Here is a 24532-nt window from a genome sequence, read left to right on the forward strand (position 1 = left end):
AAACTGCCGCGGTGGCCCGCACCATCGACGTCGAACAGCACGAACGGCACAAGGCCGACATCGCCGGCGCGGTGTGGCGGCTCGTCGCCCGCGCGGGCCTGGAGGCGGTGAGCCTGCGCGAGGTCGCCGCCGAGGCCGGGGTGTCGGTCGGGCGCGTCCAGCACTACTTCCGCAGCAAGGACGCGCTGCTGCTGTTCGGGCTGCGCCTCGCGCGGGACCGCATGACGGCCCGCATCGGGCAGCGCGTCGGCGGGCTCGCGGGCACGCCCGAGGACACGCTCCGCGCCACCTTGGACGAACTGCTCGGCGACGACCCCGACACCCGGCAGGCCGTGCGGGTCTGGGTGGCGTTCCTCGGCCGGGCCCTGGACGACCCGGAGTTCGCCGAGCTGCTGTACGCCGACGACATCGACCTGCGCGCGCGCACCGCCGAGGTCGTCCGGGGCGTCCGCGCCGACCTCGACGCCGAACGGGAGGCGCACCTGATCCGGGCGCTCGCCAACGGCCTCGCCGCCGAGCTGGCCTGCGGCCGGACCAGCTCCGAGTGCGCGCGGGCCGTCGTGCACCACCACCTGGACCGCGTGCTCGGCGGCACGGGTCGCGGGTAGCGGCACGACTCGGATCGCGGGCAGCGGCGCAGTACGGACAGCGGCACAGTACGGGCAGCGGCGCAGTACGGGCAGCGGCGCAGTACGGGCAGCGGCGCAGTACGGGCAGCGGCGCAGTACGGGCAGCGGCACGTGGCGGTGGGCAGGGAGCACGGCGCGGATGGCGGCGCGGGAGGCTCGGGCCACGCGCCACCGCCCACCCGGCCGGTGTGCCCCGGATCACGTCCCGGACCGGCGTCCGATAGGGTCCGGGCAAGACCTTGGACCGGGGGGGCGTTCATGGCCGACACCACCTTCACCCCGCCCGGAGCGGCGGACCTCTTCCCACCGGCGATCTTCGGCTGGGTGACCAAACCGATGATCCTCGTCGTGCTCTCGGCGGTGATCATCTCGACGTTCTTCCTCGTCACCTCGCGCAGGCTCGCGGTGGTGCCGGGCAGGCTCCAGTTCGCCGTCGAGTCGATCTACGACTTCGGGCGGAACACGATCGCGCGCGAGCAGATCGGCGGTCGGGACTTCGGCCCGTACGTGCCGTTCATCATCTCGCTGTTCACCTTCGTGCTGGTGAACAACATCTTCGGGATCATCCCGCTCATCCAGTTCCCGACGCTGGCCCACATCGCGTTCCCGGGCGCGCTGGCGGTGCTGGTGGTGTACCCGACCTACCACTGGGTCGGCATCCGGCGGCACGGCCTGCGCGGGTACCTCAGGAACCAGTTCGTGCTGCCGGGCGTGCCGAAACCGGTGCTGTGGTCGCTGCTGATACCGACCGAGGTGATCCTCAAGTTCTTCTTCGACCCGATCACCCTGGCGATCCGGGTGTTCGCGGCGATGTTCGCGGGTCACCTGCTGGTGGTGGTGTTCGTGCTGGGCGGCCAGTACCTGCTGCTGGAGGCCGCGCCGCCGCTCAAGCCGGTGTCCGCGGTCAGCTTCGCGCTCGCCATCGGGATCACCCTGCTGGAAGCGCTGATCCAGGTGCTCCAGGCGTACATCTTCGCGACGCTCAGCGCGCACTACATCGGTCGGGCGCTGGCCGCGCAGCACTGAGGGCGCCGCCGGACCCCGCGCGGCGGGGTCCGGCGCGGCCACAATGGCCGCAAGGGGCCGCACCGGTCCCGGAGTCGAGGAGGTCTTCGTGGAACTCGCCGTCCACTTCGCGGATTTCAGCCTGCCCGAGGCCCCCGGGTCCCTGCCGGGGGCGCTCGCCGACACGGCGCGGGCCGCCGAGGAGGTCGGGTGCGCGGCCTTCACCGTGATGGACCACCACTTCCAGCTGGACTTCCTGGGCGGGCCGGCCGAGCCGATGCTGGAGTGCTACACGGTGCTCGGCTTCCTCGCCGGGAAGACCGAGCGGATCACGCTCGGCGTGCTCGTCACGGGCGTCACCTACCGCCACCCCGGACTGCTGGCCAAGGTGGTGTCCACGCTGGACGTGCTGTCGGGCGGCCGTGCGCTGCTCGGCCTCGGCGCGGCCTGGTACGAGCGGGAGCACCGGGGGCTGGGCGTGCCGTACCCGCCGGTCGCCGAGCGGTTCGAACGCCTGGAGGAGACGCTGCTGATCTGCCGGCAGATGTGGGGCGACGACGACGGCCCGTTCGAGGGCAGGCACTACCGGCTCGCGGAGACGATCTGCGAGCCCCGGCCCCTCCGCCGGCCACCGGTGCTGATCGGCGGCGGTGGCGAGCGGAAGACCCTGCGCCTGGTCGCGCGCCACGCCGACGCCTGCAACCTGTTCGGCGGTCCGGAGGAGGTGGCGCACAAGCTCGACGTCCTGGCCCGCCACTGCGCGGCCGAGGGCCGCGACCCGTCGACCATCGAGAAGACCATCCTGTTCGGCGAGGACCCGCTGGACGACCCGGACGCGTTCCTCGACCAGATGGCGCGGCACGCCGAGCTGGGTGTGTCACGGGTCTGGGTGGGCGCACGCGGACCCGTGCCCGCCGACTGGCTCAGGCGCGTCGCCGACGTCACCGGGGACCGCCTGCGGGCCCTCTGACCGGACGCGGGCCGGCGCGGTGCCCCCACCGGCGAACGGCCCTCCGGCGGGTTGCCTCACCCGAACACGACGTGCACCCGGCCTGACGTGCACCCCGGCCTGACGTACACCCCGGGGCGCGACCCGCGATCAGCGGCCGGGCAGCGGGTTCGCGCGCGGGCGGAGGCGGCCCGTCGGCAGCGGTGGCGCGGGCAGGCGCGTCCCGGCGTAGCCCTCGACCCGGCCGAACCGGTCCGACTCCGCCTGCCACTCCGCGCGGAACCGCTCGATCTCGTCGTGGTCGCGGCCGACGAAGTTCCACCACATCACGATCTCCTCGCCGAACGGCGCGCCGCCGAGGAGCATCACGCGGGCGGGTTCGGCGCCGGGGTTGGCCACCTCGGCGGTGCGCGCGCCCGGAGCGAGGTAGCCCAGCTCGGCGTGCCCGAGGCGGGTGCCGGCCAACTCGACCGCGCCCCGGTCCACCAGGACGCCGTGCTCGAAACCCGCGTCGACCGCCAGGGCCAGCCGCGCGCCGGGGTCGAGCACCAGTTCCGCGCCCAGCAGCGGTGAGAAGGTGGCCACCGGCGACGTGTGGCCCGCCAGCGCGCCGAGGAACACCCGCGCGACCGCGCCGTCCAGGGCGATCGGCTCGGGCACGTGGTGCTGGAAGTCGCGCGGGGCGTCGCGGTGGGCGTCGGGCAGCGCGATCCACAGCTGCACGCCGTGCAGGACGGTGGTGTCCGGCAGCGACACCTCCGAGTGGCAGATGCCGCGACCACCGGTCATCAGGTTCAGCTCGCCCGGCCGCACCGTCGCGTGCACGCCGTGGCTGTCGCGGTGCTCGATGGCACCGCTGAACAGCCAGCTCGCGGTCTGGAGCCCGGTGTGGGGGTGCGGCGCGACGTCCATGCCGCCGGTCGCCGACACGTCGTCGGGCCCGTAGTGGTCGGCGAAGCACCACGCGCCGATCATCGACCGGGAGCGCTGCGGGAGGGTGCGGCGCACGGTCATCGCGCGGGGACCGCCCAGCGGCACGTCGCGCGGTTCGAGCACCTCGACCCTGGTCTCCGGCCCGGACGTGCCGGTGCACACCACCTCGGCCGGGCTGGTCTCCACGTTGCTCATCGGGCGGGCCCCGATCCGGTCGTCACCGGGTCATCGTAGGCCGGGCGCGAACGCCGACCGCGTCGCCGGCGGTGTGCCGTCGACCGCACGACCGCAGCGCCGGCTCGGTCCGCCCCGCCGGCTCAGTCCGTCGCGCGCCAGGGCGCGAACGGTCCGCCGGGCGCGGTCTGCGTCGCCGAGTGCAGCCGGCCGTCGGCCCCGACGAACAGCGCCACCACCCGGCCGTCGCCGTCCACGGCCGCCGCCGGCTGGTCCAGCACCGCGCCGCCGATACCCGCCCACGACCCGGTCGCGTCCGTCGTCACCCCGCCGCCGGCATCGCGCCCCACGACCGCCACCCGGCCGGCCGCGGACACCGCCGCCGGGTCGCCCGCACCGCCCGGACCGGGACCCCGCACCGGAGCCGACCAGCTCCCACCGGATCGCGTGGTTCGCGCGATCTCGCCCGTCTCGGCGACCGGGACCACCACCGTCGTCGCGTCCGGACCGCCCACCGCGACCGGAGGGCCGGCGGGCGGCACGGCCGGGAACGCCGCGTCCCAGCCCTTCGACGTCCAGTGGACCACCGCCTTCGTCGTGCTCGCGTAGACCTCGGGCGCGCCGTCCGGCCCCGGCACGGCGCTCAGGCCGTCCCGCACGTCCGAACCGCCGAGCCTGCTCCACGGACCCCAGTCGCCGTCGGCGTCCTGCTCCGCCCGGCTGATGCCACCGCCCTCGTCCCGCACGAACACGGCCAGCCGCCCGTCGCGGTGCGCGGCCACCGCCGGCGTGCCGACCCGCCGCCCGCCGGGGTCCGGGCTGCCCAGCGCCGTCCAGCCCCGGTCGTCGCGGCAGGTCAGCTCGCCGTTGTCCAGCCGACGGCCGCACACCGTCAGCCCGCCCCGGCCGGCGCCCACCGCGAGCCCGGCGGCCAGCGGGCCGCCCGCGCGGTCGGGCTCGGTGGCCTCCCAGCCGTCACCGGCCCGCCGCCAACCCAGGAGCTGCGCGCCCCGCGCGGCGAACGCGTGCAGCCTGCCGTCCGCGTCGCGCCCCACCCACGACGTGCCGCGGCTCCACCGGTAGTACATGCGGCGGGGCCAGCGGTCGTACGCGCCGGGCCCGTTGGCCAGCTTGTCGTGCCGCTGGTAGGCCGCGAAGTGGCCGATCTTGTCGTCCTGCTCGCCCGGCGGGAGGTTCACCGGCGAGCTCTCGACGTTGTAGTCGCGGTACCCGATCACGGTGAGCCGCGGCCGGTCGGGCGACTGCTGGTAGACCCTGGCCGCGGCCTCCGCGAACCGCGCGCTCATCACGTGGTCGGGGTGGTCGTGCCACGGCTGCCAGTAGGGGTACTCCGGGTCCGGGTCGTCGTCCTGGGCGCGCAGCACCGTCGGCCGGAAGTCCGCCATCAGCTTGGCCAGCACCCTGATCAGGCCGTTCCCGGTGTACCGGGACGGCTCCGAGACCTGGCCGCCGGTCGGCAGCAGGGTGTCCACCGCGTACCAGCCGCGCCGGTCCTCCCACAGGCGGCGCAGCGCGCCCCGCCCGCCCTCGGCCCGTGAGTCGGCGTCCTCGGGCAGGTTGAGGAACACCAGCGACACCAGCGGGCGCGCCTTCAGCGAGTACCGCTCGGCCGTGCGGCCGTCGGCCAGCGGCAGCACCGAGCCGTCCCACTCGTCGGGCACGCCGGCCATCCGCGCGTACGCCGCGCGCGCACCGGCCTGGCGGGTCGCCGAGTAGCCGTTCGCGTCCGCCTCCTCGGCCTCCCCCGCGGTCAGGAACACCGTCATCAGGCGGTGGCCCGAGCGCACCGCGTCGCGGACGTCCGGGTTCATGAACAGCAGGTCGTCGTCGTGGTGCGCGACCACCTGAAGGTGTGCGACCCCATCGGGTGACGCGGGCGGTGCGGTAAGGTCGCCGCAGGCCACCAGCACCGCCAGCGCCAATGCCACGAGCAGTGCGACCGGCCGTGTACGCCCCATAACCAACGCCCCCATCGCATTCACCCCTGCTGCGGCGGACAGGCTACGACAGAAAGGCGACAACGCGGAAAACCGGTGATCAGCGCGACTCCGGGCAACGGGACGAGGCTGCGGGGCGTCGGTTAGAGCAGGTGGGTTCTCCACGGCGGTCGGATCGGCACGGAAAGTGTCTTGAGGGGTTCAAGGGGTCTTGTGCGCATCTCGGTGGTGGTCCCGTGCTTCAACGAGGAAGCCGGGCTGGAAGAACTCTACGCGGCGCTGATGCGCACGCTGCCCGCGCTGGGCGACGATTTCGAAGTCCTGCTCGTGGACGACGGCAGCACCGACGGCACGCTGGCGGTGCTCCGCGCGCTCGCCGAGCGCGACCAGCGGTTCAAGTACCTGGCACTGAGCCGGAACTTCGGCAAGGAGGCCGCCATGCTGGCCGGCCTCGGCCACGCCACGGGCGACCTGGTGGCCATCATGGACGCCGACCTCCAGCACCCGCCCGAGCTGCTCGAACGGATGATCGGCCTGGTCGGCGCGGGCTACGACCAGGTGATCGCCCGCCGCTCGCGGCGCGGCGAGGCGCCGCTGCGCAAGCTCGTGTCGAACCTCTACTACCGGCTGATCAACAAAGTCATCGACGTCGAACTCCAGAACGGCGTGGGCGATTTCCGGGTGCTGAGCAAGCGCGCGGTGCAGGCGCTGCTGTCGCTCGGCGAGTACAACCGGTTCTCCAAGGGCCTGTTCTCCTGGATCGGTTTCGACACCGCCGTCATCGACTACGACAACGTGCTCCGCCAGAACGGCCGGAGCAGCTGGACATTCCGCAAACTGCTGAACTACGGCATCGACGGCGTGGTGTCGTTCAACTCCAAACCGCTGCGCATCGCGATCTACCTCGGCGCGCTGGTGACCGCCGTGGCGTTCGGCTACGCGACCTGGGTGCTGGTGCACGCCGTGCGCCACGGCGTGGACGTGCCCGGTTACGTCACCGTCATGTGCGGGATCCTCGTCCTCGGCGGCCTGCAACTGCTGTTCCTGGGCGTGATCGGCGAGTACGTCGGCCGGATCTACGCCGAGACGAAGCGCCGGCCGCACTTCCTCGTGAAGGAGTCGGGCGGTGCCGGGCACACGCCGGTGACGCTGCCGCTGGGCCCCGGCGTGGCCGAGCACGCGGCGGAGCTGATGGGCGAGGTCGTGGCCGGGCCGTTCACGGAGCGGACCACGTCGTGACCGGCAAGCTGGGACGCGTCGCCCGGTTCGCGCTCGTCGGCGTGGTCAACACGGGCGTCTACTACGCCCTGTACCTGCTGCTGCGCCTGCTCCTGCCGTACCTGGCGGCGCACGTGACCGCGTTCGTGCTGGCGATGGTCGGCTCGTACTTCCTCAACTGCCACTTCACGTTCCGCACGACGCCGTCGCTGCGGACGTTCCTGCTGTTCCCGCTGTCCAACGTGACGAACTTCGTGGTCACCACCACGGGCCTGTACGCCCTCGTCACGTGGCTGCGGGTCGACCAGGGGGTCGCGCCGCTGCTCGCGGCGGTGGTCGCCATCCCGTTCACGTTCATCGTCGCGCAGCTCGTGCTCCTGGGCCGCCGGAAGCCGACCGCGCCCCTGATCAAGGAAGAGGAACGAACGTCGTGAGGACGCTCGTCCAACGGCCGACGCGGGGACCGCTGGTCGCGCTCGGCGTGTGCGTCGCCGTGGTGCTCATCGCGCAGATCCCGTTCCTGCGCAACCGGCTGTTCTACGTGTGGGACGACAGCGCGGTGCAGTTCCTGCCCACCTGGCACCACCTGGGCGACCGGCTGCTGGCCGGCGAGTGGCCGCTGCTGCTCGACGTCGACAGCTGGATGGGCGGCAACCTCGCCGCCGAGGCGCTGTTCGGCGTGTGGAACCCGGTGAACCTCGCCAACTACGCGCTGGTCGCGCAGTTCGACGACCTCGCGGTGGCCGCCGTGGTGGTCAAGAGCGAGTTCCTGGCGCTGCTCGCGCTCGGCACGTACCTGTTGTGCCGGGAGTACGGCGCGAGCCGGGGCCCGGCCGCGGTCGTCGGGATCGCGCTGCCGTTCTGCGGGTTCACCCTGTACTACGAGGCCGCGACCTGGGCCGCCGGGCTGATGGCGTTCACCTGGCTGCCGTTCACCTGGTGGGCGGCGCGGCGGGCGGCGCGCGGCGCGGCCAGTCCGCTGTGGGCGTTCCTGTTCGGCGCGCTGGCGGTGACCACCGGCAACCCGTACGGCCTGCTCGGCGTGTGCGTGGTGATGGCGGCGCTGCTGGTCGAGTCGTGGCTCAAGCGCGACCGGAGCGCCCTGGTGCGCGTGCTGGTCGTCGGCGGGCTGGTCGCGCTGCTGGTGCCGCTGGTGTACCTGCCGCTGCTGGGCAGCTCGGCGGTGACCGTGCGGGCCAACCAGGGCTTCTCCAGCGACGGAACCCTCATGCCGCGCCTGTCCGAGCTGATCAACCTGAGCATGGCCAGCCACCAGCCGATGGTCAAGGGCTTCGGGCACAGCATCCGGATGTTGACGCCCAGCGCGTACTTCGCGTGGTTCGTGGTGCCGCTGCTGCCGTGGCTGCACTGGAGCAGGCTGCGGGACCGTTGGCGCCCGCTCGCCGGTGTGCTCGCGGTGGGCGCGGCGTACCTGCTGCTCGCCATCGGGCCGTCGAACCTGTGGATGTTCCGCTTCCCGCTGCGGCACCTGGAGGTCGTGTACCTCGCGTTCGGCGTGCTGTTCGCGGTGCTGCTGACCGGCGGGCCCCGGATGGACCACGTGCGGCGGCGGGCGTCGATCACGGCGGGCGCGCTGCTGCTGACCGCTTACCTGACGTTCGCGGCGGGACCGTGGCAGTGGCGGCACCACCTGGTCGCGCTCGCGCTGCTGGCGGTGGGCGGCGCACTGGCGCTGTGGCTCGCCCGGCGCGGTCGGCTCGTCGGGACCTACGGCGTGCTCGTGGCGGGCGTCGCGGTCGGACTGGTGGCGCAGACGTCGTGGTTCCCCTTCAACGGCGACGTCGCCGAACACCGCTTCCCGCGGTCGGTCTCCGAGCTGCGCGCCCAGACCCCGCCGCACGAGGGGACGACGTTCCCGGTCGGGACGGTGCTGCCGGGCAACGTGGGCCTGGTCGCGGGGTTGTCGTCGGTCGGCTCGTACACCGGCATGTCATTCCGCGAGTTCGCCGCCGCGACCTGCATGGTCTACCACGGCGGCACCTGCGCGGGCAGCCTGGAGAAGGTCTTCACGCCGACCAGGCTGGACGGGGTGGTGCTCGCCGACCTGATCCGCGCGGAGAGCGTGGTGGTCGAGAACGCGCTGCGGCCGGACGCCCAGCCGCCGCCCGGCTGGCGCGTCTCGTCCCGGTCGGCGAAGTTCACCGTGCTGAGCCGCGAGCAGCCGCTCCCGTGGCCGGACGGGCGGCTCGCGCACGCCACGGCGGGCGTCCGGGTGACCGAGGACGTCGCGCCGCACGACCGCGACGAGTCGGTGCGCTTCAGCAAGCCGCGCGGGCAGGCGGGTTCGCTGGCGTTCGCCCGGCTGGCGTGGCCCGGTTACCGGGCGGAGCTCGACGGCCGGGCGCTGGCGACGCGGGAGGGGCCGGCGGGGCTGCTGGTGGTGGACCTGCCCGCGGACGTCGAGGGCGGCCGGCTGACGCTCCGGTGGACGCCGCCGGGGTTGCCGCTGGGCATCGCGCTCGCCGTGCTGAGCCTGCTGGGTGTGCTGGCGTACGCCGGGTTCACGTGGCGGCGGGCCCGACGCGACCGGGTGCTGGTGCCGGCGGAGCGGCGCGCACCCGCCGAGCTGTCCTCGTCGGGGGTCTGACCAGAGCGGTGGGCGGCCGGTGCGCCGGCCGCCCACGCCGTTCCGGGGCACCCCCGGCTGATCGGCTGCCCCGTCGGGCGCGGCGCTCGGGGGGCGTCAGCCGCAGCCCTTGCGCAGGACCGCCCCGGACGTGCCGGCCAGGCGCACGTCCGCCACGCCCGCGCCGCGCTCGTCGACGTAGGTCGCGCCGAGGCGGACCTGGACCGGCTCGCTCTCGGTCGGGTTCGCGTTGACGACCACCACGCCGCACGTGAAGTCGCGCTGGAACACGTTGTGCCCCACCGACCGGTACGGCGTCGTGGCCGTGCCGAGGTCCCAGTCGTACAGGGGGTTGCGCGGTGGCGGGTCGCCGTAGCCGTCGGTCCGCTCCACCGCGGCGATCGCGGCACGCTCGCCGGCGGTCAGGAAGTAGCTCGCCATCGCGTAGCGCATCGCCCGCTCGTCGCCGGGGCCGAAGTGCGGCTGGACCCAGGTGATCTTGCCGCGCATCTCGTTCTCCGTGACCTCCTCGGCCTGCCTGCTCCAACCCTCCCGGTACTCGGGCAGCAGGTTGGTCCCGCTGAAGGCGAGCCACCACTCGTCGAAACCGCCGTCGACGTGGTCGACGTAGGACGTCCAGCCGCCGGGGTGGAGCCTGGCGTTGGACAGGTTCGCGACCGTGGTCAGCCCGGCGTCGGCGAACCTGCCCTTCATGTTGGACAGCATCGACCGGTAGGCGCCCTGGAACCGGGCGTTGTCCGGGTACTTCGCCGGGCACACGCCGGGGTGGTAGGCGTCGCACGGGAACAGCGCGTTGTCCATGAACACGCCGTCGAACCCGATCGCCTTGCTCTCCTGGATGACGTTGGCGGCCCAGGCGTCCTGGTAGCCGGTGTGGCCGACGTCCATCTGCCAGTGGCCGTCGTACCCGCTGTACTGGAACCGCCGCCCGTCGGGCCCCAGCAGGAACCAGTCGGGGTGGTCCCGGTCGGCGGCGCAGTAGCCGACACCGGCGGGCAGGAACCGGTCGTCCGCCCCGTCGCGGCACGCGTAGCTGCGGGTCGAGGACAGGTCCTTGTAGACGAACACCCGGATGTCCGGGTTGCGTGCCTTGAGCTTCTTCAGCAGGTCGCCTTCCCAGGCGTTGAGCACGACGTACCGGTGCCGCCGGGCCTCGGCCTCGATCATCTCGTCCGACACCGGCGTGCTGTTCAAGTGCAGCCAGAACGACTTGGCCCCACCGCTGAACGCGCCTGGTTTCACAGGACCGTGTTCTACCGCACCGGCGGTCGCGGGGGGTGCGACCAGCAGCGCCGACACGGCGACGAGCGCGGCGAGCGCGGCGAGCACCCGGCCGTGACCACGTCGTCGTGGGTACGTGCATTCGGAAGGAACGATGTTCATGGTTCACCTCGCCGATCACCCGTTCACTCGGATTCGCGACAGACATCGCCGACCGGGCAACCGTCCGTGCGTGAGCCAGTGGCGCAGGCCGGTTCACCGGATCAGGTGGACGGCACAGCAGGATCAGTCGTGTGCGGTCATGCCGTCCACTTCGGAGTGGCTACCCGTCGAGTTAACAGGAAAACTCGGGGTCACCGAAAGGGTTCGGCGCGCGGCCCCGCAGAAGGGCGGATCGCCACTGTCGTGGAGAGCGGCCGGTGAAGGTGACTGCGTGTCAGCACGCTGTTTCGCAGCGTGCGGCGGGCGCGATCCGGCGCGGGGATGCGATCCGGCGCGGCCCTGAGCCGTCGGACCGTCTACAGAGGAGCGGTCCACTCGGGACCCACCGCGTCCAGCCACCCCGCCGCGCGACGGCGCGGGTGGACTCGCGGACGTGCAGGCCCGCGCGCAACCACGCCACCGGGCATGGGCGTGGCGCAGCGCGCCGGCGATGTGCGTGCCGCCGCCGATCCGGGACCTCCGGCAGGAGCGACGACGGGTCCGCCACCCGGTCGGTCAGGTCGACGACCCCGGTTGAGAACGCCGGGAGGTCCACCGGCGGGAACGGCGCGCCGACCGGTTCGCGACCCGGCCGTGATCACCGGTCGCGGGTGCTCCGGTACCGGTCGAGCAGGGCGACCACGTGCCCGCGCAGCACCTCGGGCGCCAGGCCGCCCGCCCACGCGGCGGGCCCGGCCCGCTCGCACTCGTCGATCATCGCGAGCAGCCGGCCGAACTCGTCCTCGCACGCGTCGGAACCCTCGCCCCACAACAGGGTCACCAGCGCCAGCTGCGCGCTGACCGACTCGGCGTCCGGGCGGCCGAGCAGCTGCCCCCGCAGCCGGATCACCTCGCGGTAGCTCGCGCCGTCGCGCCCGCCGACACCCGCCTGCGCCCGCAGGTGCGCGACGTCGTGCAGGCACGCGATGGTCAGCGGGTCCTGCTCGCCCAGCCGCTCGCGGCAGCCCTCGGCGAGCGCGGCGAACTCGTCCAGCACCGCGAGCGACGGCTGCTGCTCCCACTTCAGCCAGGCCAGCTCGCGGCGCAGCGCCACCACCTCGGGGTGCCAGCGGCCGAGGTGGTGGCGGCGCACGTCGACGGCCGCCTCGAACTGGCCGGCGGACCGCGCGTACGCGCCGGTCAGCCGCGCGAACCGGGCGAGCCGGCAGGTGAGCTGGGTGGCCACCAGCTCCCAGGTCAGCGGCGACCGCAGCCCGCCCGCCTCCTGCCCCACCCTGGCGACCACGTGCTCGCAGTGCGGGCTGACGACCGCCCAGCAGGCCAGCTCCGCGGCCGTCGCGAAGGTCAGCCCCGAGGTGAGCCCGTCCAGCACCGCCAGGCACAGCGCCAGGTAGCCGGGCAGGTTCTCGCGCACGTCGGTCTGGTGGCGGTTGGCCTCCCGGATCACCGGGTGCAGCCGCACGCACTCGATCGTCGCCGTCTCCGAGCGCGGGTCGACGAACTCGGCGCGCTCCACCAGGCTCAGGGTGATCAGGCCGGCGACGGTCGCCTCCACGTCCTCCGCCGTGATGCCGTGGAACAGGTCCGTCTCGGCGAGCACCCGCGCGTCGAGCAGGAAGCACGGCACGGCGGCGGGCGCGAAGCAGGACAGCCAGCGCAGCATCCGCCGCGCCCACCGCAGGCCGCGGTCCTCCAGCAGGTCGAGCGACAGCTCCCAGGTCCGGTTGAGCAGCTGCCGCTCGTCGGCCTGCGCGCCGAGCCGGTGCAGCCGGTCGATCTCGGGGAACCGGTCGCGGAACACCTGCCCGTACTCGTCGAAGTCGCGCGGCCGGCGCAGGCCCGGCACGCACGGTCTCTCCTGGACGGCGGTGAGGTAGCGGCCGGCGAGGTGCAGGGCGAGCGGCATGTGCCCCAGCCGCGCGGCGAGGTCGAGCGCCTGCGCCGAGGAACCCGCGCCCGGCGAGCCCGCGTTGAGCAGTTCCGCCGAGGCGGCCGGGCTCAGCGGGCGCACCTCGTGCCGCACCGCGCCCGGTCCCCACGCCTCGCGGGAGTTCTCCCTGGTGGTGACGAGGATCGTGCCGCGCGAGCGGCCGGGCGCGCGGATCCAGCCGGTGCCGTCGCCCAGCGGGCCCCGCACCGCGAGCAGCCGCACGTCGTCGGCGTTGTCGATGATCAGCAGCCACGGTCCGGGCGCGTCCGCCAGCGTCCGGTTCAGCAGGTCGGGCGCGGACCGGTCGCCCGACCAGGCACGCAGCACGTCCTCCAGGTCCGCGCCCGCGTCCAGGGCGACCTCGCGGAGCCCGGCGACCAGGCCGGGCCCGGTGGACGCGTCCACCCACCACACCCGGAAGTCCGGGTCCTGCCGCCACAGCCGCCGGGCGACGCCCAGCGCGATCGCGGTCTTGCCGTAGCCGCCCGCGCCGTGCAGCACGACCAGCTCGCCCGCCGCGCCGGTCGCGGTGGCCACCAGGTCGGCCAGGATCGCGTCCCGCCCGTACAGCTCGGCGCCGAGCCTGCCGATCGGGGGTTTGATCGACACCAGGCCGGGCTGCGGCTCGCCGCTCGGCGCGCTGCCGTACGACACGCCGCCGTAGACGTTGCCCACCTGGAGCAGGGCGTGCGCGGCCGCGCCGGCTAAGGAGTTCACCACCGAAGGGCCGTCACCCCCCTCCCGGCCCGGATCTTCGACTAGCACCCGATGTTCTCCCGCGGGTGTCGACGCAATGGGGTGACCAATGATTCGCGGACGTTGACTGGTTCGCGGACGTTGACGGCAGGGATACTAGGGCAGGACCCGCGCGCCGCCGATACCCTCGGAAAAGGGGAACAGCGGTAATTTCCGCAAATCTGCGGGACGATTCGCCGCCGCGGCGGCGAGGTCGCCGCACCTCATCGCGCTGAACGGCCCACCGAGGCGGAATGCGGTCCCATCACAATCCACGCGCAAGACCACTCGAACGAGTGAACTCACACCAAGGTGGGGGCAAAAATAGCGCTCGGCCGAGCGCCGTCCGCTGTTCGTCGCGGTCGACGGAGGGTGCATATCCCCGGCGGACGACCGACGCGCCGACCCGCGCGGAAGTCCGGCACCAGCGGAAATCCAACCGTCGCGGAAATGCATGTGCAGGCGCACACCCGGATGCACGTTCAAACCGTCCCACCGATGATCTTCGGGACCCTCTTCTGGAATTTGATGTGGAGACTCCACATGGGTCACCCTGCGGCCCATGACGAACGCGCACGGCGGGTGGGTGGAACCCGCGAACCCGGCGACGCTGCCCGAGCCGCTGCGCGGGCTGCGCGTCTACCTGCCGAACCCGATGCCGGTCGACGCGCGGCTGCCCACCGGCACGCACCGCAACCTCGCCGAGGCCGAGCACGCGCTGGGCAGCCTCAACGAGAGCGCCGAGCGGGTCGCCGACCGGTCGATGCTGGTGCTGTGCGGCCAGATCCGCGACGCGCGCAGCTCCGGCGCGCTGGCCGGCCACGACGCCGACCTCGTGGAGGCCCTGCTGTTCCACCTGTGGGCCGCCCGCGCGGCAGGCGACGACGCCGCGGTCGCCGAGCTGCTCGCCAAGCACCCCGTCGGCCGGTTCGTCCTGGCGTCCGCGCACGGCACCGCCCGGCTGGCCGCCGGCGCGCCGGTCGACCCCCGGCTGCTCGGCGAGATCAGCGCCATCCTCACCGGCTCCGGTCCGCGCGACCACGACACGGGCCTGCGCCGCCACCAGGGCTGGTTCGGCGGCCGGACCGAGCGGGACGCCTACCTGCTCACCGTCCCGCCCGGCGAGCCGCTGCGCCGCGCGCTCGCCGAGTGGTCGGCCGCGCTGCGCGCGCCCAGCCCGCTGTCCCGCGTCGCCCGGATCGCGCTGTCGCACCTGCACCTCGAACTCGTCCAGCCCTACCCGGAGGCCAACGGGCACGTCGCCCGGCTGGCCAGCTCGCTGGAACTGGTGCGGACCGGCCTGCTCCGCGACCAGGTCCTGCCGATGTCGCACTGGCTGGACGCGCACCGCGCCGAGTACCACGAGCGGGTCAGGGCGGTGGTGCACGGCGGTCCCGTGCACGAGTGGATCGACTTCTTCGCCACGGGCCTGCGGACCGAGGCGCTGGCCCAGGTCCGGATGATCGACGAGCTGGCCGCCCTGCACCGCGCGCACCTCGCGCTCGCGCCGAGGCCGCTGAGCCTGCGCCGCGTCGCCGCCGACCTCGTCACGTCACCGGTGCTGACCCACCGGACGCTGGTCGAGCGGTACGGGATCACCATGAAGACCGCCACCCAGGTCACCGGGCGGCTCGTCCGGCTCGGCGTCCTCACCAGCCTGGAGGAGCGGGTGTACAACAAGGTCTTCGTGTGCCGGGCGGTGGTCCGGCTGCTGACCACCGAACGGCCGGTGGAGCGGGCCGCGCGCGACCAGGACGCGTTCTGACCGTCAGCGGTCGGCAAGCCCCGCGCGCGTGCGGCGGACCCGGTCGGCGGCCTCGTCGTCCACGTCGACCAGCAGGCTCAGCGCCTCGTCCAGCCGCCGCAGCGCGACGCCGCGCTCGCCGAGCCGCCACAGCGCGCGCCCGAGGTGCTCCAGCACGCCGGCCCGCTCGACCGGTGACGTGCCGGGCAGCCCGTCGTAGAGGCGCATCGCCTGGTCCAGCCGCGCCGCGGCGGCGTCCGGGCGGTGGGAGGCCAGCAGCGTGGCGCCGGTGGCGGCCAGCGCGCGCGCCTCGCCGTGCCGGTCGCCCCGGTCGAGGTAGTCCGCCGCCAGCTCGCGGTAGCAGTCCAGCGCGAAGTGCGGGTGACCGGACCGGCGGTAGGTGCCCGCCCGCCGCCACAGCGCCGCCGCGATGCCGTCGGGCGCGCCGAGGCGGCGGCGTGCCCTGGACTCCCGGACGCCGTGCTGCTCGGCGGTGACGAAGTCGCCCGCGTCCGCGAACCACCGGGCGCTCAACGCCAGCAGGTCGGCCAGCGCTTCCGGTCTTCGGGCCTCGATCGCGGCCTCCGCGGCCCACCACGCCAGCTCGTGCCCCCAGGCCGGGTCGGCGTCGCCCGGCGGGAGCGACCAGAGGCGGGCGGCCAGCGCCACCGCGAGGTCGTGGCGGCCGGCCCTGGTGTTCGCCCGGACCGCGCCGCACAGCAGGGCGCGGTGGGCGGTCAGCCACGGTGCGACGCGGTCCGGGTGGGGGAACTCCACGGCGGGCAGGACCACGCCGGCCACCTCGTAGGCGAAGTCGCACGGGGTGGGTACGGCGGCGCAGGGCGGGTACGCGAGGACGTCGCGACCGGCAGGGGCGTCCGGGTGGGCGTGGTGGTCCCGGTGGCCGGGTCCGGGCGGCCGGCCGGTGTCGTCCGGATCTCCGGTGCCGGTCGGGTCGCCGTCGGCCGTCGGCCGGCCGGGGCCGCCGGGGTTGGCCGGACGGGCGGGGTCGGCGCGCGTGGTCGGGTCGGTGGCCCCCGCGAGGCGGGCCGGGTCCGGCGGCCGGGCGGGTGCCGACCGGCCGACCAGGTGACCGCAGGTGTCCAGGGTGACCAGGAAGTCCTCACCGATGCGGCGGGCCACCGCCGGCCCGTTGCCCGCGTGCGGGTCGGGCAGCGCGTCCGGCGCGGGCCGCAGGGCGAACCGGCCCTCGCCGGCGGGCAGCAGGCGCGCGGGGCTGTCGTCCAGCGGGACGCCGACGAGCCCGGCCACCACCTCGTCGGCCGCCCACAGGTCCACGTCCGCGCCGACCGCGAGCACGCGGACCGGCAGCACGCCCGCGCCGAGGACCCGGAAGCTGTGCAGCAGGTCGGCCCGGATCGCGGCACCGCCCGACGCTTGGCTCACCCGCAACAACTCCTCGACCCCCGACCGCCGTGCGCCCTCCCGTCGTCCGCGTGCGCCACTGATCATGCAGTCTTCCGGCGGCGCGTGGTGGGCCGATCCGCCGCCCTTCCGGGGACCGCCACGCTGACCAGCGGTTCCGGGCGGGCGGGCGAGGTTCGCTCACCCCAACTTCAGCCATACGGGCTACCGCATACGAGGGATGCGCCGATGCACACCGCCCGTACGGGTGAAGCATGCGGTGGCCTGGCCGGGACGACCGGCGCGACCACGACCGGCGGCCCACCCGGTCAGCGCGGGGCGCCCGCCTGCCCACCGGTGGGCCGACCGCCCCGAGCGGGTCCGGGCAGCGGGTAGTCCGGCAGGTCGGGGTCGGTGGCGAACCGGTCGGTCGTCTTCAGCAGCAGCGACACCAGCGGTCGGGAGTTGAACAGCCCGTTCCGCAGCCTGATCCGCGCCCGGCTGCGCGGCGCGAGGAACGGCCCGGCGTTGGCCCGGCGGGCGACCTTCGCCAGGCCGCGCAGCCGTTCACCGTACCGGCGGAACGCCGTCCGGTGGTCGCCGCCCGCCGCCTGCAGCTCACCGGCCAGCACGTACGCGCCGACCACCGCCAGCCCGGTGCCGAACCCGGCGAGGGTGTTGCCGTACCCCGCGTCGCCGAGCAGCACGACCCGCCCCCTGGCGTACCGGTCGGTCTCGACGCGGCTGATCGAGTCGAGGTGGACCGAGGTGGTCCCGGCCAGCGCCGCCACCAGCTCCGGCAGCCGCCAGCCGCCGCCCGCGAACGCCGACCGCAGGACCTCGCGCTGCGCCACCGGGTCGTAGCGGTCGTAGGTCAGCGGGGCGGAGGCGAACACGAAGAACGCCGGTCCCGGACCGCCGACCACCGCCGTCCGGCCGGGCTCGCTGTACATCACCGCCTCCTCGCCGCCGAGGTCGCCGAGGCCACCGAAACCGCCGAGGTCGCCGAGGTCGGCCAGCGCGTAATAGTGCCCGAGGAACCGCACGTGCTCCTCCTCCGGCCCGAACACCAGCCGCCGCACCGCGGAGTGGATGCCGTCCGCGCCCACCACCAGGTCGAACGTGCGCTCCGCGCCGCGCTCGAAGGTGACGTGCACGCCCCCGGCGGTCTCGGTCAGCGACGTCACGGAGTCGCCGAACACGTACTCGCACGCGTGCGCCGTCCGCTCGTGCAGCAGCGCCGCCAGGTCGCCCCGCCGGATCTCGACGTCGCCGCCGGTGAACTCGCGGGGGATGACGGCCAGCCGCCGGCCGCGCCCGTCGACGACGGCCTGGTCGACCCCGCCGGTCCGGAGGGCGCGCACCTCGTCCAGCAGCCCCATCCGGGCGAGGACCCGGAGGTGCGTCGGACCCTTGAAGTCGACGGCCTGCCCGCCTGGACGCGGCGCGCACGCCTTCTCCACCACCGTGACGGCGCAGCCCAGCCGGTGCAGCCAGTGGGCGAGCGCGGGGCCGGCGATGCCCGCGCCGGAGATGAGGACCTCGGTGTTCTCCATGCCCACAGCGTCGGCAGGTCCGTCGACAACGCGCCGGCAGTCCGCTGACAGCCCGGACCGTCACAGCGCGGCGGCGGTCAGCGCCTGCTCGGCCGTCATCGCCGCGCCGCGCGCGTACGCCGCCCCGAACGCCTCCGCGCCGATCAGCTCGCGCGCACCCGCCGCCACCCGCGCCACGTCCGGGTCGCCCGCCTCGGCCGGACCGCGCAGCGCCACCGCCACGCCCAGCAACAACGCCGCCCGGTCGCCCTCACCCGCCGCCAGCGCCGCGCCCGCGCGCCCCTCCACGGCGGCGGCCAGTTCGACCGCCAGCACCGGGGTCCACACCACGGCCACCGCCCGGTCGTGCCGCCGCGCCGCCTCGGCGGCGTCACCCGCCGCCTCGGCCAGCCGACCCGCCGCGGTGAGCGCCCGCGCGGACATCCACTCCGCGCCGCCCTCCTCCGCGCGGGCGCGGTCGAGCAGGTCGGCGGCGGTCCGCAGGTCGCCGCGCAGCCGGGCGACCTCGCCGAGCCCCAGCAGCGCCTCGGCGGCGGGCCGCGCGAACAGCTCGGCGGCGCGCGTGAACGCCGCGTGCGCCGCCGCCAGGTCGCCCTGGCGGACCAGGCAGCGACCACGGTGGCAGTGCAGTTCCGCGCACTCCTCGGTCGCGCCGAGCTGCTCGTACAGGTCGAGCGCCGTCGCCCACCGCTCGTGGGCCGCCGCCCAGTCGCCGCGCCACCCCGCGATCCGGGCCAGCCAGTCCAGCGCCTGCGCCGCGCCCCACCGCTCGCCCAGCGCGCGGAACGCGTCCAGCGCCTCCCGCATCCCCCGCTCGCCGTCGGCGACCGCGCCGCCGAGCACGGCGAGCAGCGCGGAGCTGAGCAGGCCGAGCGCGGCGTTCCACGGGTCGTCGCCCGGCAGCCCGCCGAGGTCGGCCGCCCCGTCGTCGGGCGGACCGGCCGCCATGCCCCACAGCACCAGCCCGAACGGGTACCGCACCTCCCCCGCCGCCACGAGCCGCCGCGCCCGGTCCCAGTGCGCGGGGGCCGGGCGCGGCCGGGCGTGCACGACGCAGCTGACGTACTCCTCCTCCAGCCCCGCCGGCACGTCCCCGTCGAGCAGCGCCGCAGCGGCCTCGCCCACCTGACCCCGCGTGCCGCTCAGCCACCAGTACGCGGCCAGCGACGCCACCAGGCGCATCCCCGTACCGCGGTCCGCCCAGCGCAGCGCCGCCAGCAGGTTGTCGTGCTCCGCGGCCAGGCGCGCCAGCCACGTCAGCTGGTGCGCGCCGCGCAGGTGCGGGTCGGCGCGCCGGGCCAGCGCCAGGTGGTGCGCCACGTGCCTGCCCCTCAGCTCCGCCTCCTCGCCCGCCTCGGCCAGCCGCTCGGCGCAGAACAGTCGGATCGTGTCGAGCATCCGGTAGCGGCCGTCGACCACCCGCACCAGCGACCGGTCCACGAGGTCGGCCAGCACGTCCTCGTCCTCGCCGCACACCTCCGTCGCGGCGGCGGCCGTCGCACCGCCGACGAACACGGAGAACCGCCGCGCCAGCACGCGTTCCCGTGCGCCGAGCAGGTCCCAGCTCCAGGCGATGACCGCGTGCAGCGTGCGGTGGCGCTCGGCCGCCGTGCGGTCGCCCCGCGACAGCAGCCGGAACCGCCCGTGCCCGGCGAGGCGTCCGGCGATCTCCGCCGCCGTGAACTGGCGCAACCGGGCGGCGGCCAGCTCGATGGCCAGCGGCAGCCCGTCCAGCGCGGCGCACACCTCCACCACCGCGCCGACCGTGTCGTGGTCGACGGCGAACCCCGGCCGCACCGCCGCCGCGCGGTCGGCGAACAGGCGCACGGCGGGGCTCTCCAGCGCCTCCGCAGGCGACCGGTCCGGCGCGGCGGTCGGCAGCGGTTCGAGCGGCAGCAGCGCCTCGCCGGTCAGGCCGAGCGGCTCGCGGCTGGTGGCGAGCACGCGGAGCCGGGGGCACCGGCCCAGCACGGCGCGGACCAGCGCGGCGACGTCGGCGACGACGTGCTCGCAGTTGTCCAGCACCAGCAGCGGCTCCCGGTCCAGCGCGGCGACCAGCCGCTCCACCGGGTCGACCGCGTCCGCCCGGAACCCCGACCCGCGCAGCCCGAGCGCGGCGAGCACCGCGGACGGCACCGCGTCGCCGGTCCCCACCGCCGACAGGTCGGCGAAGCAGGCGTCGCGGCCGGCGGTGAACTCGATCGCGAGCCGCGTCTTGCCCGTGCCACCCGGCCCGACCACCGTGACCAGCCGCGCCCGCTCGGCGGCCAGGCGCGCCAGCTCGTCGGCGCGCCCGACGAAGCTGGTGAGCTGGGCGGGCGGACGGCGGCGGGCGGGCGGCGCGGGCTGCTCGGCCCGCAGCACGGCCAGGTGGGCGGCGGCCAGGCCGGGCGCGGGTCCGACGCCCAGCTCGTCGGCCAGCAGCCGCCGCGCCCGGTCGAACTCGGCGAGCGCCTCGGCCGTGCGCCCGTCCGCGTGCAGCGCGCGGACCAACTGCTCGCGGAACCGCTCCCGCAGCGGGTGCCGCTCCACCAGGGCGCGTAGCCGGGGCACCGGGCTCTCACCGGACGCCGCCAACTCGGCGTCGACCAGGTCCTCGGTCGCCGCCAGCCGCAACTCCTCCAGCCGCGCGACCTCGGCCGCGCCGTGCGGCAGGTCCGCCACCGCCGCCCCGCGCCACAGCGCCAGGGCCTCCCGCAGCACGCCCGCCGCCTCGGCGGCCCGCCCGGCCGAGAGCAGCCGCCGCCCGTCCCGCGCGAGCCGTTCGAACACGTGCGCGTCGACGTCCTCGGGTTCGACGGCGATCCGGTACCCGTCGCCGACGAACCCGACCAGCCCACCCAGCGCCCGGCGCAGCCGCGACACCTGCGCCTGCACGGCGTTCGCGGCCCCGGCGGGCGGGTCGTCGCCGTACTGGCCGGCGATCAAGCGCGCCAGGGGCACCACGCGGTTCGGGGTGGCCAGCAGCATCACCAGCACCGCACGCGTCCTTGGCCCGCCTACGTGGACGAGTTCCCCGTCCGCCGTCCGCACCTCCAGCGGGCCGAGGAGGTTGTACTGGGTGGTGTGTTGGATTTGCCCGCTGTGTTGGATTTGCCCTCTGTGTTGGATTTGCCCTCCTTCGTCGGGCGGCTCGGCCGCCTGGGAGTCGGCGGCTCGCGGGGCGTTTCTTGTCGATCGAAAAGCGTGATCGACAAGAAACGCGCCACGAACCACCGACGCGGCCTCGCTGTGTTGGATTTGCCCTCCTTCGTCGGGCGGGCTCGGCCGCCATTGGGTCGGCGGCTCGCGGGGCGGGTTGCACCGATCGAAAAGCATGATCGGCACAACCCGCGCCACGAACCACCGACGCGGCCTCGCGGGGTTGGATCTGCCCGACTCCGTCGGGCGGCTCGGCCGCCATTGGGTCGGCGGCTCGCGGGGGGCGGGTGCGAGAGGCGGCCTGTTGGTCGTTGGTGAGCGGATCATGTGGAGGGGGCGTCGCTTTCGTGGTCCAGGGTGGCCAGGCGCTGTCGCACCGCGTCAGCCTCCTGCGCGCGCTGTTGCGACCGGTACAGCGATTCGGCTTCCTGCCAGGTCGTGCGGGCCTCGTCGGTGCGTCCCAGGGCGAGCAGCGACTCGGCCAGCCGGTCGAGCGTGTTGACGGCCTGGTAGGTGTTGTCCACCGCCCGGTAGAGGTCGACGGCCGCCGCGAAGTGGCGCACCGCGTCCTCGTGCGCACCGGTCCGGTGGTCGATGAAGCCGAGGCTGTCGAGGGTGTCGGCCTCGCCCTCGCGGTCGCCGTGCGCGCGTTGCAGGGTCAGCGCCGCCCGGCAGTGCTCACGGGCGAAGTCGTGGCGGCCCAGCTGCGCCGCGCACCAGCCGACGGCGTTGAGCGTGTCCGCCTGCCACGCCGGGTTGCCCAGGGTGCGGTGGATCTCCAGGGCGCGCATGGCGTGCTCCAGGGCGCGTTCGTGGTCGTCCGCCTGCACCCACGACCAGGTCAGCGCGTGGTGGGTGTGCGCCTGGTCGGCGCGCGCGCCCGTCTCCTCCGCCAACGCCAGCGCCTGGTACAGGTGGCGCATCGCCTCCTCCGGCCGGTCGACGTCGGCACTGGCCCGGCCCAGCATGCGGTGCGCCAGGAGCTGCGCGGCCGGGTCGCCCAGGCGCTGTGCCGCCGCCAGCCCGGCCCGCCACAGCGCCCACTGGTCGTGCCGGTTGCCGCGGCGGAAGTGGTAGGTGTTCATCGCCCACGCCAGTTGCCACACCACCCGGTGCCGACCGCCGGCCGCGGCGGCGTCGACGGTCGCGAGCAGGTTCGCGTGCTCGGCGTCGAACCAGGCCAGCGCCGCCGCGTCGTCCGCGAGCGGCTGCGGCCGGCTGCCCGGTTCCGGTGGGTCGAGGTCGATCGGCGTCACGTAGGGGTGCAGCAGCAGGTTCCCGGCGTGCGCGGTGCGCAGGTAGAAGTCCGCCAGGCGGCGCAGCGCGGCGTCGACGTCGTGCCCGGCGGCCCGGTCGGCGGCGAACCGGCGGATCAGGTCGTGCATCCGGTACCGCCCCGCGCCGTCCCGCGCGACCAGCGACGCCTGCTCCAGCCCGCGCAGCAGCGCCCGCGTCCGGGCGCTCGGCAGGCCAGCGAGGCTCGCGGCGGCGGGCAGGCCGATGTCCGGTCCGGGCGCGGCGCCCAGCAGGGCGAACAGCCGCGCCTGGTCGGCGGTCAGCGCGCGGTACGACCAGGAGAACACGGCGGGCAGGCTCGCCGCCGGGTCGTCGTCGTCCAGCGCGCCGAGGCCGGACTCGCGCAGGTCCGCGACCAGCTCCGCGAGCGGCAGCCCGGCGACGGCGTGCGCGGCGACGATGCCCAGCGCCAGCGGGAACCCGCCGCACAGCCCGATCAGCTCGGCCACCGCGGCGGGTTCGGCGGCCACGCGGTCCGCGCCCAGGCGGTCCGCGAGCAGCGCCCGCGCCTCCGCGTCGGTGAGCACGTCCAGCGGCAGGTGGTGCGCCGAGTGGCCGGCGATCAGGCCGGTCAACCGGTTGCGGCTGGTCACCAGCACGGTGCAGCTGGCGCCGCCCGGCAGCAGGTCGGCGACCTGTGCGGTGTCCGCGGCGTTGTCCAGCACGATCAGCACCCGCTTGTCCGCCACCAGGCTGCGGAACAGGGCGGCCCGCGCGTGCGGGTCGACGGGCACCCTGGCCCGGTCCGCGCCGAGGGCGTCGAGGAAGCCGCGCAGCACCGCCTCGGTGGCGAGCGGCGCGCCGTCCGGGCTGAACCCGCGCAGGTCGGCGAACAGCTGCCCGTCCGGGAACCGGTCGAGGTGGCGGTGCGCCCAGTGCAACGCCAGCCACGTCTTCCCGATGCCGCCCGCGCCCGCGATCGCGGAGATCACCACCGTGCCGCCCGCCTGGTCGAGCGCGGCGTCGAGCCGGTCCAGCTCGTCGCGCCTGCCCACGAACGGCGCGGGCGGCGCGGGCAGCCCGCGCGGCACGGCGGCGGACGCCCGCGCGACGCCGCTCAGCGCCGGGTCGCCGGCCAGCACCCGCCGGTGCAGCTCCCGCAGCGCCGCGCCGGGCTCCACGCCCAGCTCGGCCACCAGCCGGGCGTGCACCCGCCGGTAGTGCTCCAGGGCGTCGGCGGCCCGACCGCCCCGGTACAGCGCGAGCATGTACTGCGCGGCCACCCGCTCGTCCAACGGGTGCTCGGCGGCACGGGCCGACAGCTCAGCCACCAGCCCCTCGCCCCGGCCCAGGCGCAGCAGCGCGTCGGTCAGCTCGCACTCGGCGCGCAACCGCTCCTGCCGCAACCGGTCGCGCTCGGCGGACGCCCAGTCGCCCTCCAGCCCGCCCAGCGGTTCGCCGCGCCACAGCTCCAGCGCCTCGGACAGCACCGCCGCGGTCCGCTCGTCACCACCGCCGGCGGCCCGCGCGCACAGCCTGCGGAACCGGTGCAGGTCCACCACGTCCTCGTCGGCGACCAGCGCGTACCCGCCCGCGCGCCGCTCCACGCGGACCTCCGCCGTGAGCTGCCGCAACCGGGACACGTAGCTGGACAGCGTGGCCCGCGCCCGCCGGGGCTGGTCCGCGCCCCAGACGCGCTCGGCCAGCCGGTCCGCGGACACGGCGCGGTTGAGGTCGACCGCCAGCGCGGCCAGCACGCACCGCTGCTTCGCCGGCCCCAGCTCGACGCGCTGCCCGCGCACGTGCGCCGTGACCTCGCCCAACAGGGCGATCCGAACCCCCATCACCACTCCCGGCCGCCGAGTGCCTCCGCCCGGACACCACCGGCCGCGCTGTCCCGCGCGACCGGCCGTGCCCGATCGCGCGCCCCAGGCTATGAAACCACCGAACCCGCGGTCCACTTCGAGT

Annotated in this window: 15 protein-coding genes; 7 read left to right on the forward strand and 8 right to left on the reverse strand. The window is 75.0% G+C overall.

Going from position 1 to position 24532, the window contains the following annotated elements; translation table 11 throughout:
• The first annotated feature begins 11 nt into the window (after positions 1–11).
• The 3 genes from C8E97_RS18585 (at position 12) to C8E97_RS18595 (ending at position 2604) form a co-directional block, all read left to right on the forward strand.
• Positions 12–608, forward strand: coding sequence for a TetR/AcrR family transcriptional regulator (locus tag C8E97_RS18585; protein ID WP_121006864.1), 597 nt, complete (start codon positions 12–14; stop codon positions 606–608).
• A 279-nt stretch (positions 609–887) separates the two neighbouring features.
• Positions 888–1655 carry a F0F1 ATP synthase subunit A gene (atpB, locus tag C8E97_RS18590; RefSeq protein ID WP_121006865.1) on the forward strand — a complete coding sequence of 256 codons (768 nt, stop codon included), beginning with the start codon at positions 888–890 and terminating at the stop codon, positions 1653–1655.
• A gap of 88 nt (positions 1656–1743) precedes the next feature.
• Positions 1744–2604 carry an LLM class F420-dependent oxidoreductase gene (locus tag C8E97_RS18595; protein ID WP_246018985.1) on the forward strand — a complete coding sequence of 287 codons (861 nt, stop codon included), beginning with the start codon at positions 1744–1746 and terminating at the stop codon, positions 2602–2604.
• Between the two features lie 129 nt (positions 2605–2733).
• Here the strand turns inward: C8E97_RS18595 and C8E97_RS18600 are convergent, their stop codons facing one another.
• Together C8E97_RS18600 and C8E97_RS18605 are read right to left on the reverse strand one after the other, a co-directional pair.
• Positions 2734–3711: a pirin family protein gene (locus C8E97_RS18600; RefSeq protein WP_121006867.1), complete on the reverse strand. Its 978-nt coding sequence runs from the start codon at positions 3709–3711 to the stop codon at positions 2734–2736.
• Positions 3712–3833: 122 nt separating this feature from the next.
• Complete coding sequence (locus C8E97_RS18605) at positions 3834–5684, reverse strand: PIG-L family deacetylase (RefSeq protein ID WP_121006868.1); 1851 nt, start codon at positions 5682–5684, stop codon at positions 3834–3836.
• A 177-nt stretch (positions 5685–5861) separates the two neighbouring features.
• Here C8E97_RS18605 and C8E97_RS18610 point away from each other — a divergent pair, with 177 nt between their 5' ends.
• The 3 genes from C8E97_RS18610 to C8E97_RS18620 are packed head-to-tail and all read left to right on the forward strand — an operon-like array spanning position 5862 to position 9474.
• Positions 5862–6887, forward strand: a complete 1026-nt coding sequence (locus C8E97_RS18610; RefSeq protein WP_121006869.1) for a glycosyltransferase family 2 protein — start codon at positions 5862–5864, stop codon at positions 6885–6887.
• On the forward strand, positions 6884–7300 hold the full coding sequence (locus C8E97_RS18615) for a GtrA family protein (protein WP_121006870.1): 417 nt from the start codon (positions 6884–6886) through the stop codon (positions 7298–7300). Before C8E97_RS18610 ends, C8E97_RS18615 begins: the two co-directional genes overlap by 4 nt.
• Positions 7297–9474 (forward strand): hypothetical protein, encoded by a 2178-nt coding sequence (locus C8E97_RS18620; RefSeq protein ID WP_121006871.1) that lies wholly within the window; start codon positions 7297–7299, stop codon positions 9472–9474. The genes C8E97_RS18615 and C8E97_RS18620 overlap by 4 nt, the downstream gene beginning before the upstream one ends.
• 96 nt (positions 9475–9570) lie before the next feature.
• Here the strand turns inward: C8E97_RS18620 and C8E97_RS18625 are convergent, their stop codons facing one another.
• Both C8E97_RS18625 and C8E97_RS18630 read right to left on the reverse strand, forming a co-directional pair.
• On the reverse strand, positions 9571–10716 hold the full coding sequence (locus tag C8E97_RS18625; protein ID WP_170211901.1) for a putative glycoside hydrolase: 1146 nt from the start codon (positions 10714–10716) through the stop codon (positions 9571–9573).
• A 778-nt stretch (positions 10717–11494) separates the two neighbouring features.
• Positions 11495–13507: a P-loop NTPase family protein gene (locus C8E97_RS18630; protein ID WP_121006873.1), complete on the reverse strand. Its 2013-nt coding sequence runs from the start codon at positions 13505–13507 to the stop codon at positions 11495–11497.
• A 577-nt stretch (positions 13508–14084) separates the two neighbouring features.
• Between C8E97_RS18630 and C8E97_RS18635 the strand changes: the two genes are divergently transcribed.
• Complete coding sequence (locus tag C8E97_RS18635; protein ID WP_121006874.1) at positions 14085–15287, forward strand: Fic family protein; 1203 nt, start codon at positions 14085–14087, stop codon at positions 15285–15287.
• Between the two features lie 3 nt (positions 15288–15290).
• Here C8E97_RS18635 and C8E97_RS18640 read toward each other — a convergent pair whose 3' ends face one another.
• The 4 genes from C8E97_RS18640 to C8E97_RS18655 form a co-directional block, all read right to left on the reverse strand.
• Complete coding sequence (locus tag C8E97_RS18640; protein ID WP_121006875.1) at positions 15291–16673, reverse strand: tetratricopeptide repeat protein; 1383 nt, start codon at positions 16671–16673, stop codon at positions 15291–15293.
• Positions 16674–16960: 287 nt separating this feature from the next.
• Positions 16961–18187, reverse strand: coding sequence for an FAD-dependent monooxygenase (locus C8E97_RS18645; protein ID WP_121011830.1), 1227 nt, complete (start codon positions 18185–18187; stop codon positions 16961–16963).
• 60 nt (positions 18188–18247) lie between these two features.
• Positions 18248–21157 carry an AfsR/SARP family transcriptional regulator gene (locus tag C8E97_RS18650; RefSeq protein WP_246019383.1) on the reverse strand — a complete coding sequence of 970 codons (2910 nt, stop codon included), beginning with the start codon at positions 21155–21157 and terminating at the stop codon, positions 18248–18250.
• Between the two features lie 494 nt (positions 21158–21651).
• A complete protein-coding gene (locus C8E97_RS18655) occupies positions 21652–24408 on the reverse strand; it encodes an AfsR/SARP family transcriptional regulator (RefSeq protein ID WP_121011836.1) in 2757 nt (918 codons plus the stop codon).
• Positions 24409–24532: the final 124 nt, after the last annotated feature.

The sequence above is a fragment of the Saccharothrix australiensis genome (assembly GCF_003634935.1).
GTDB lineage: Bacteria > Actinomycetota > Actinomycetes > Mycobacteriales > Pseudonocardiaceae > Actinosynnema > Actinosynnema australiense.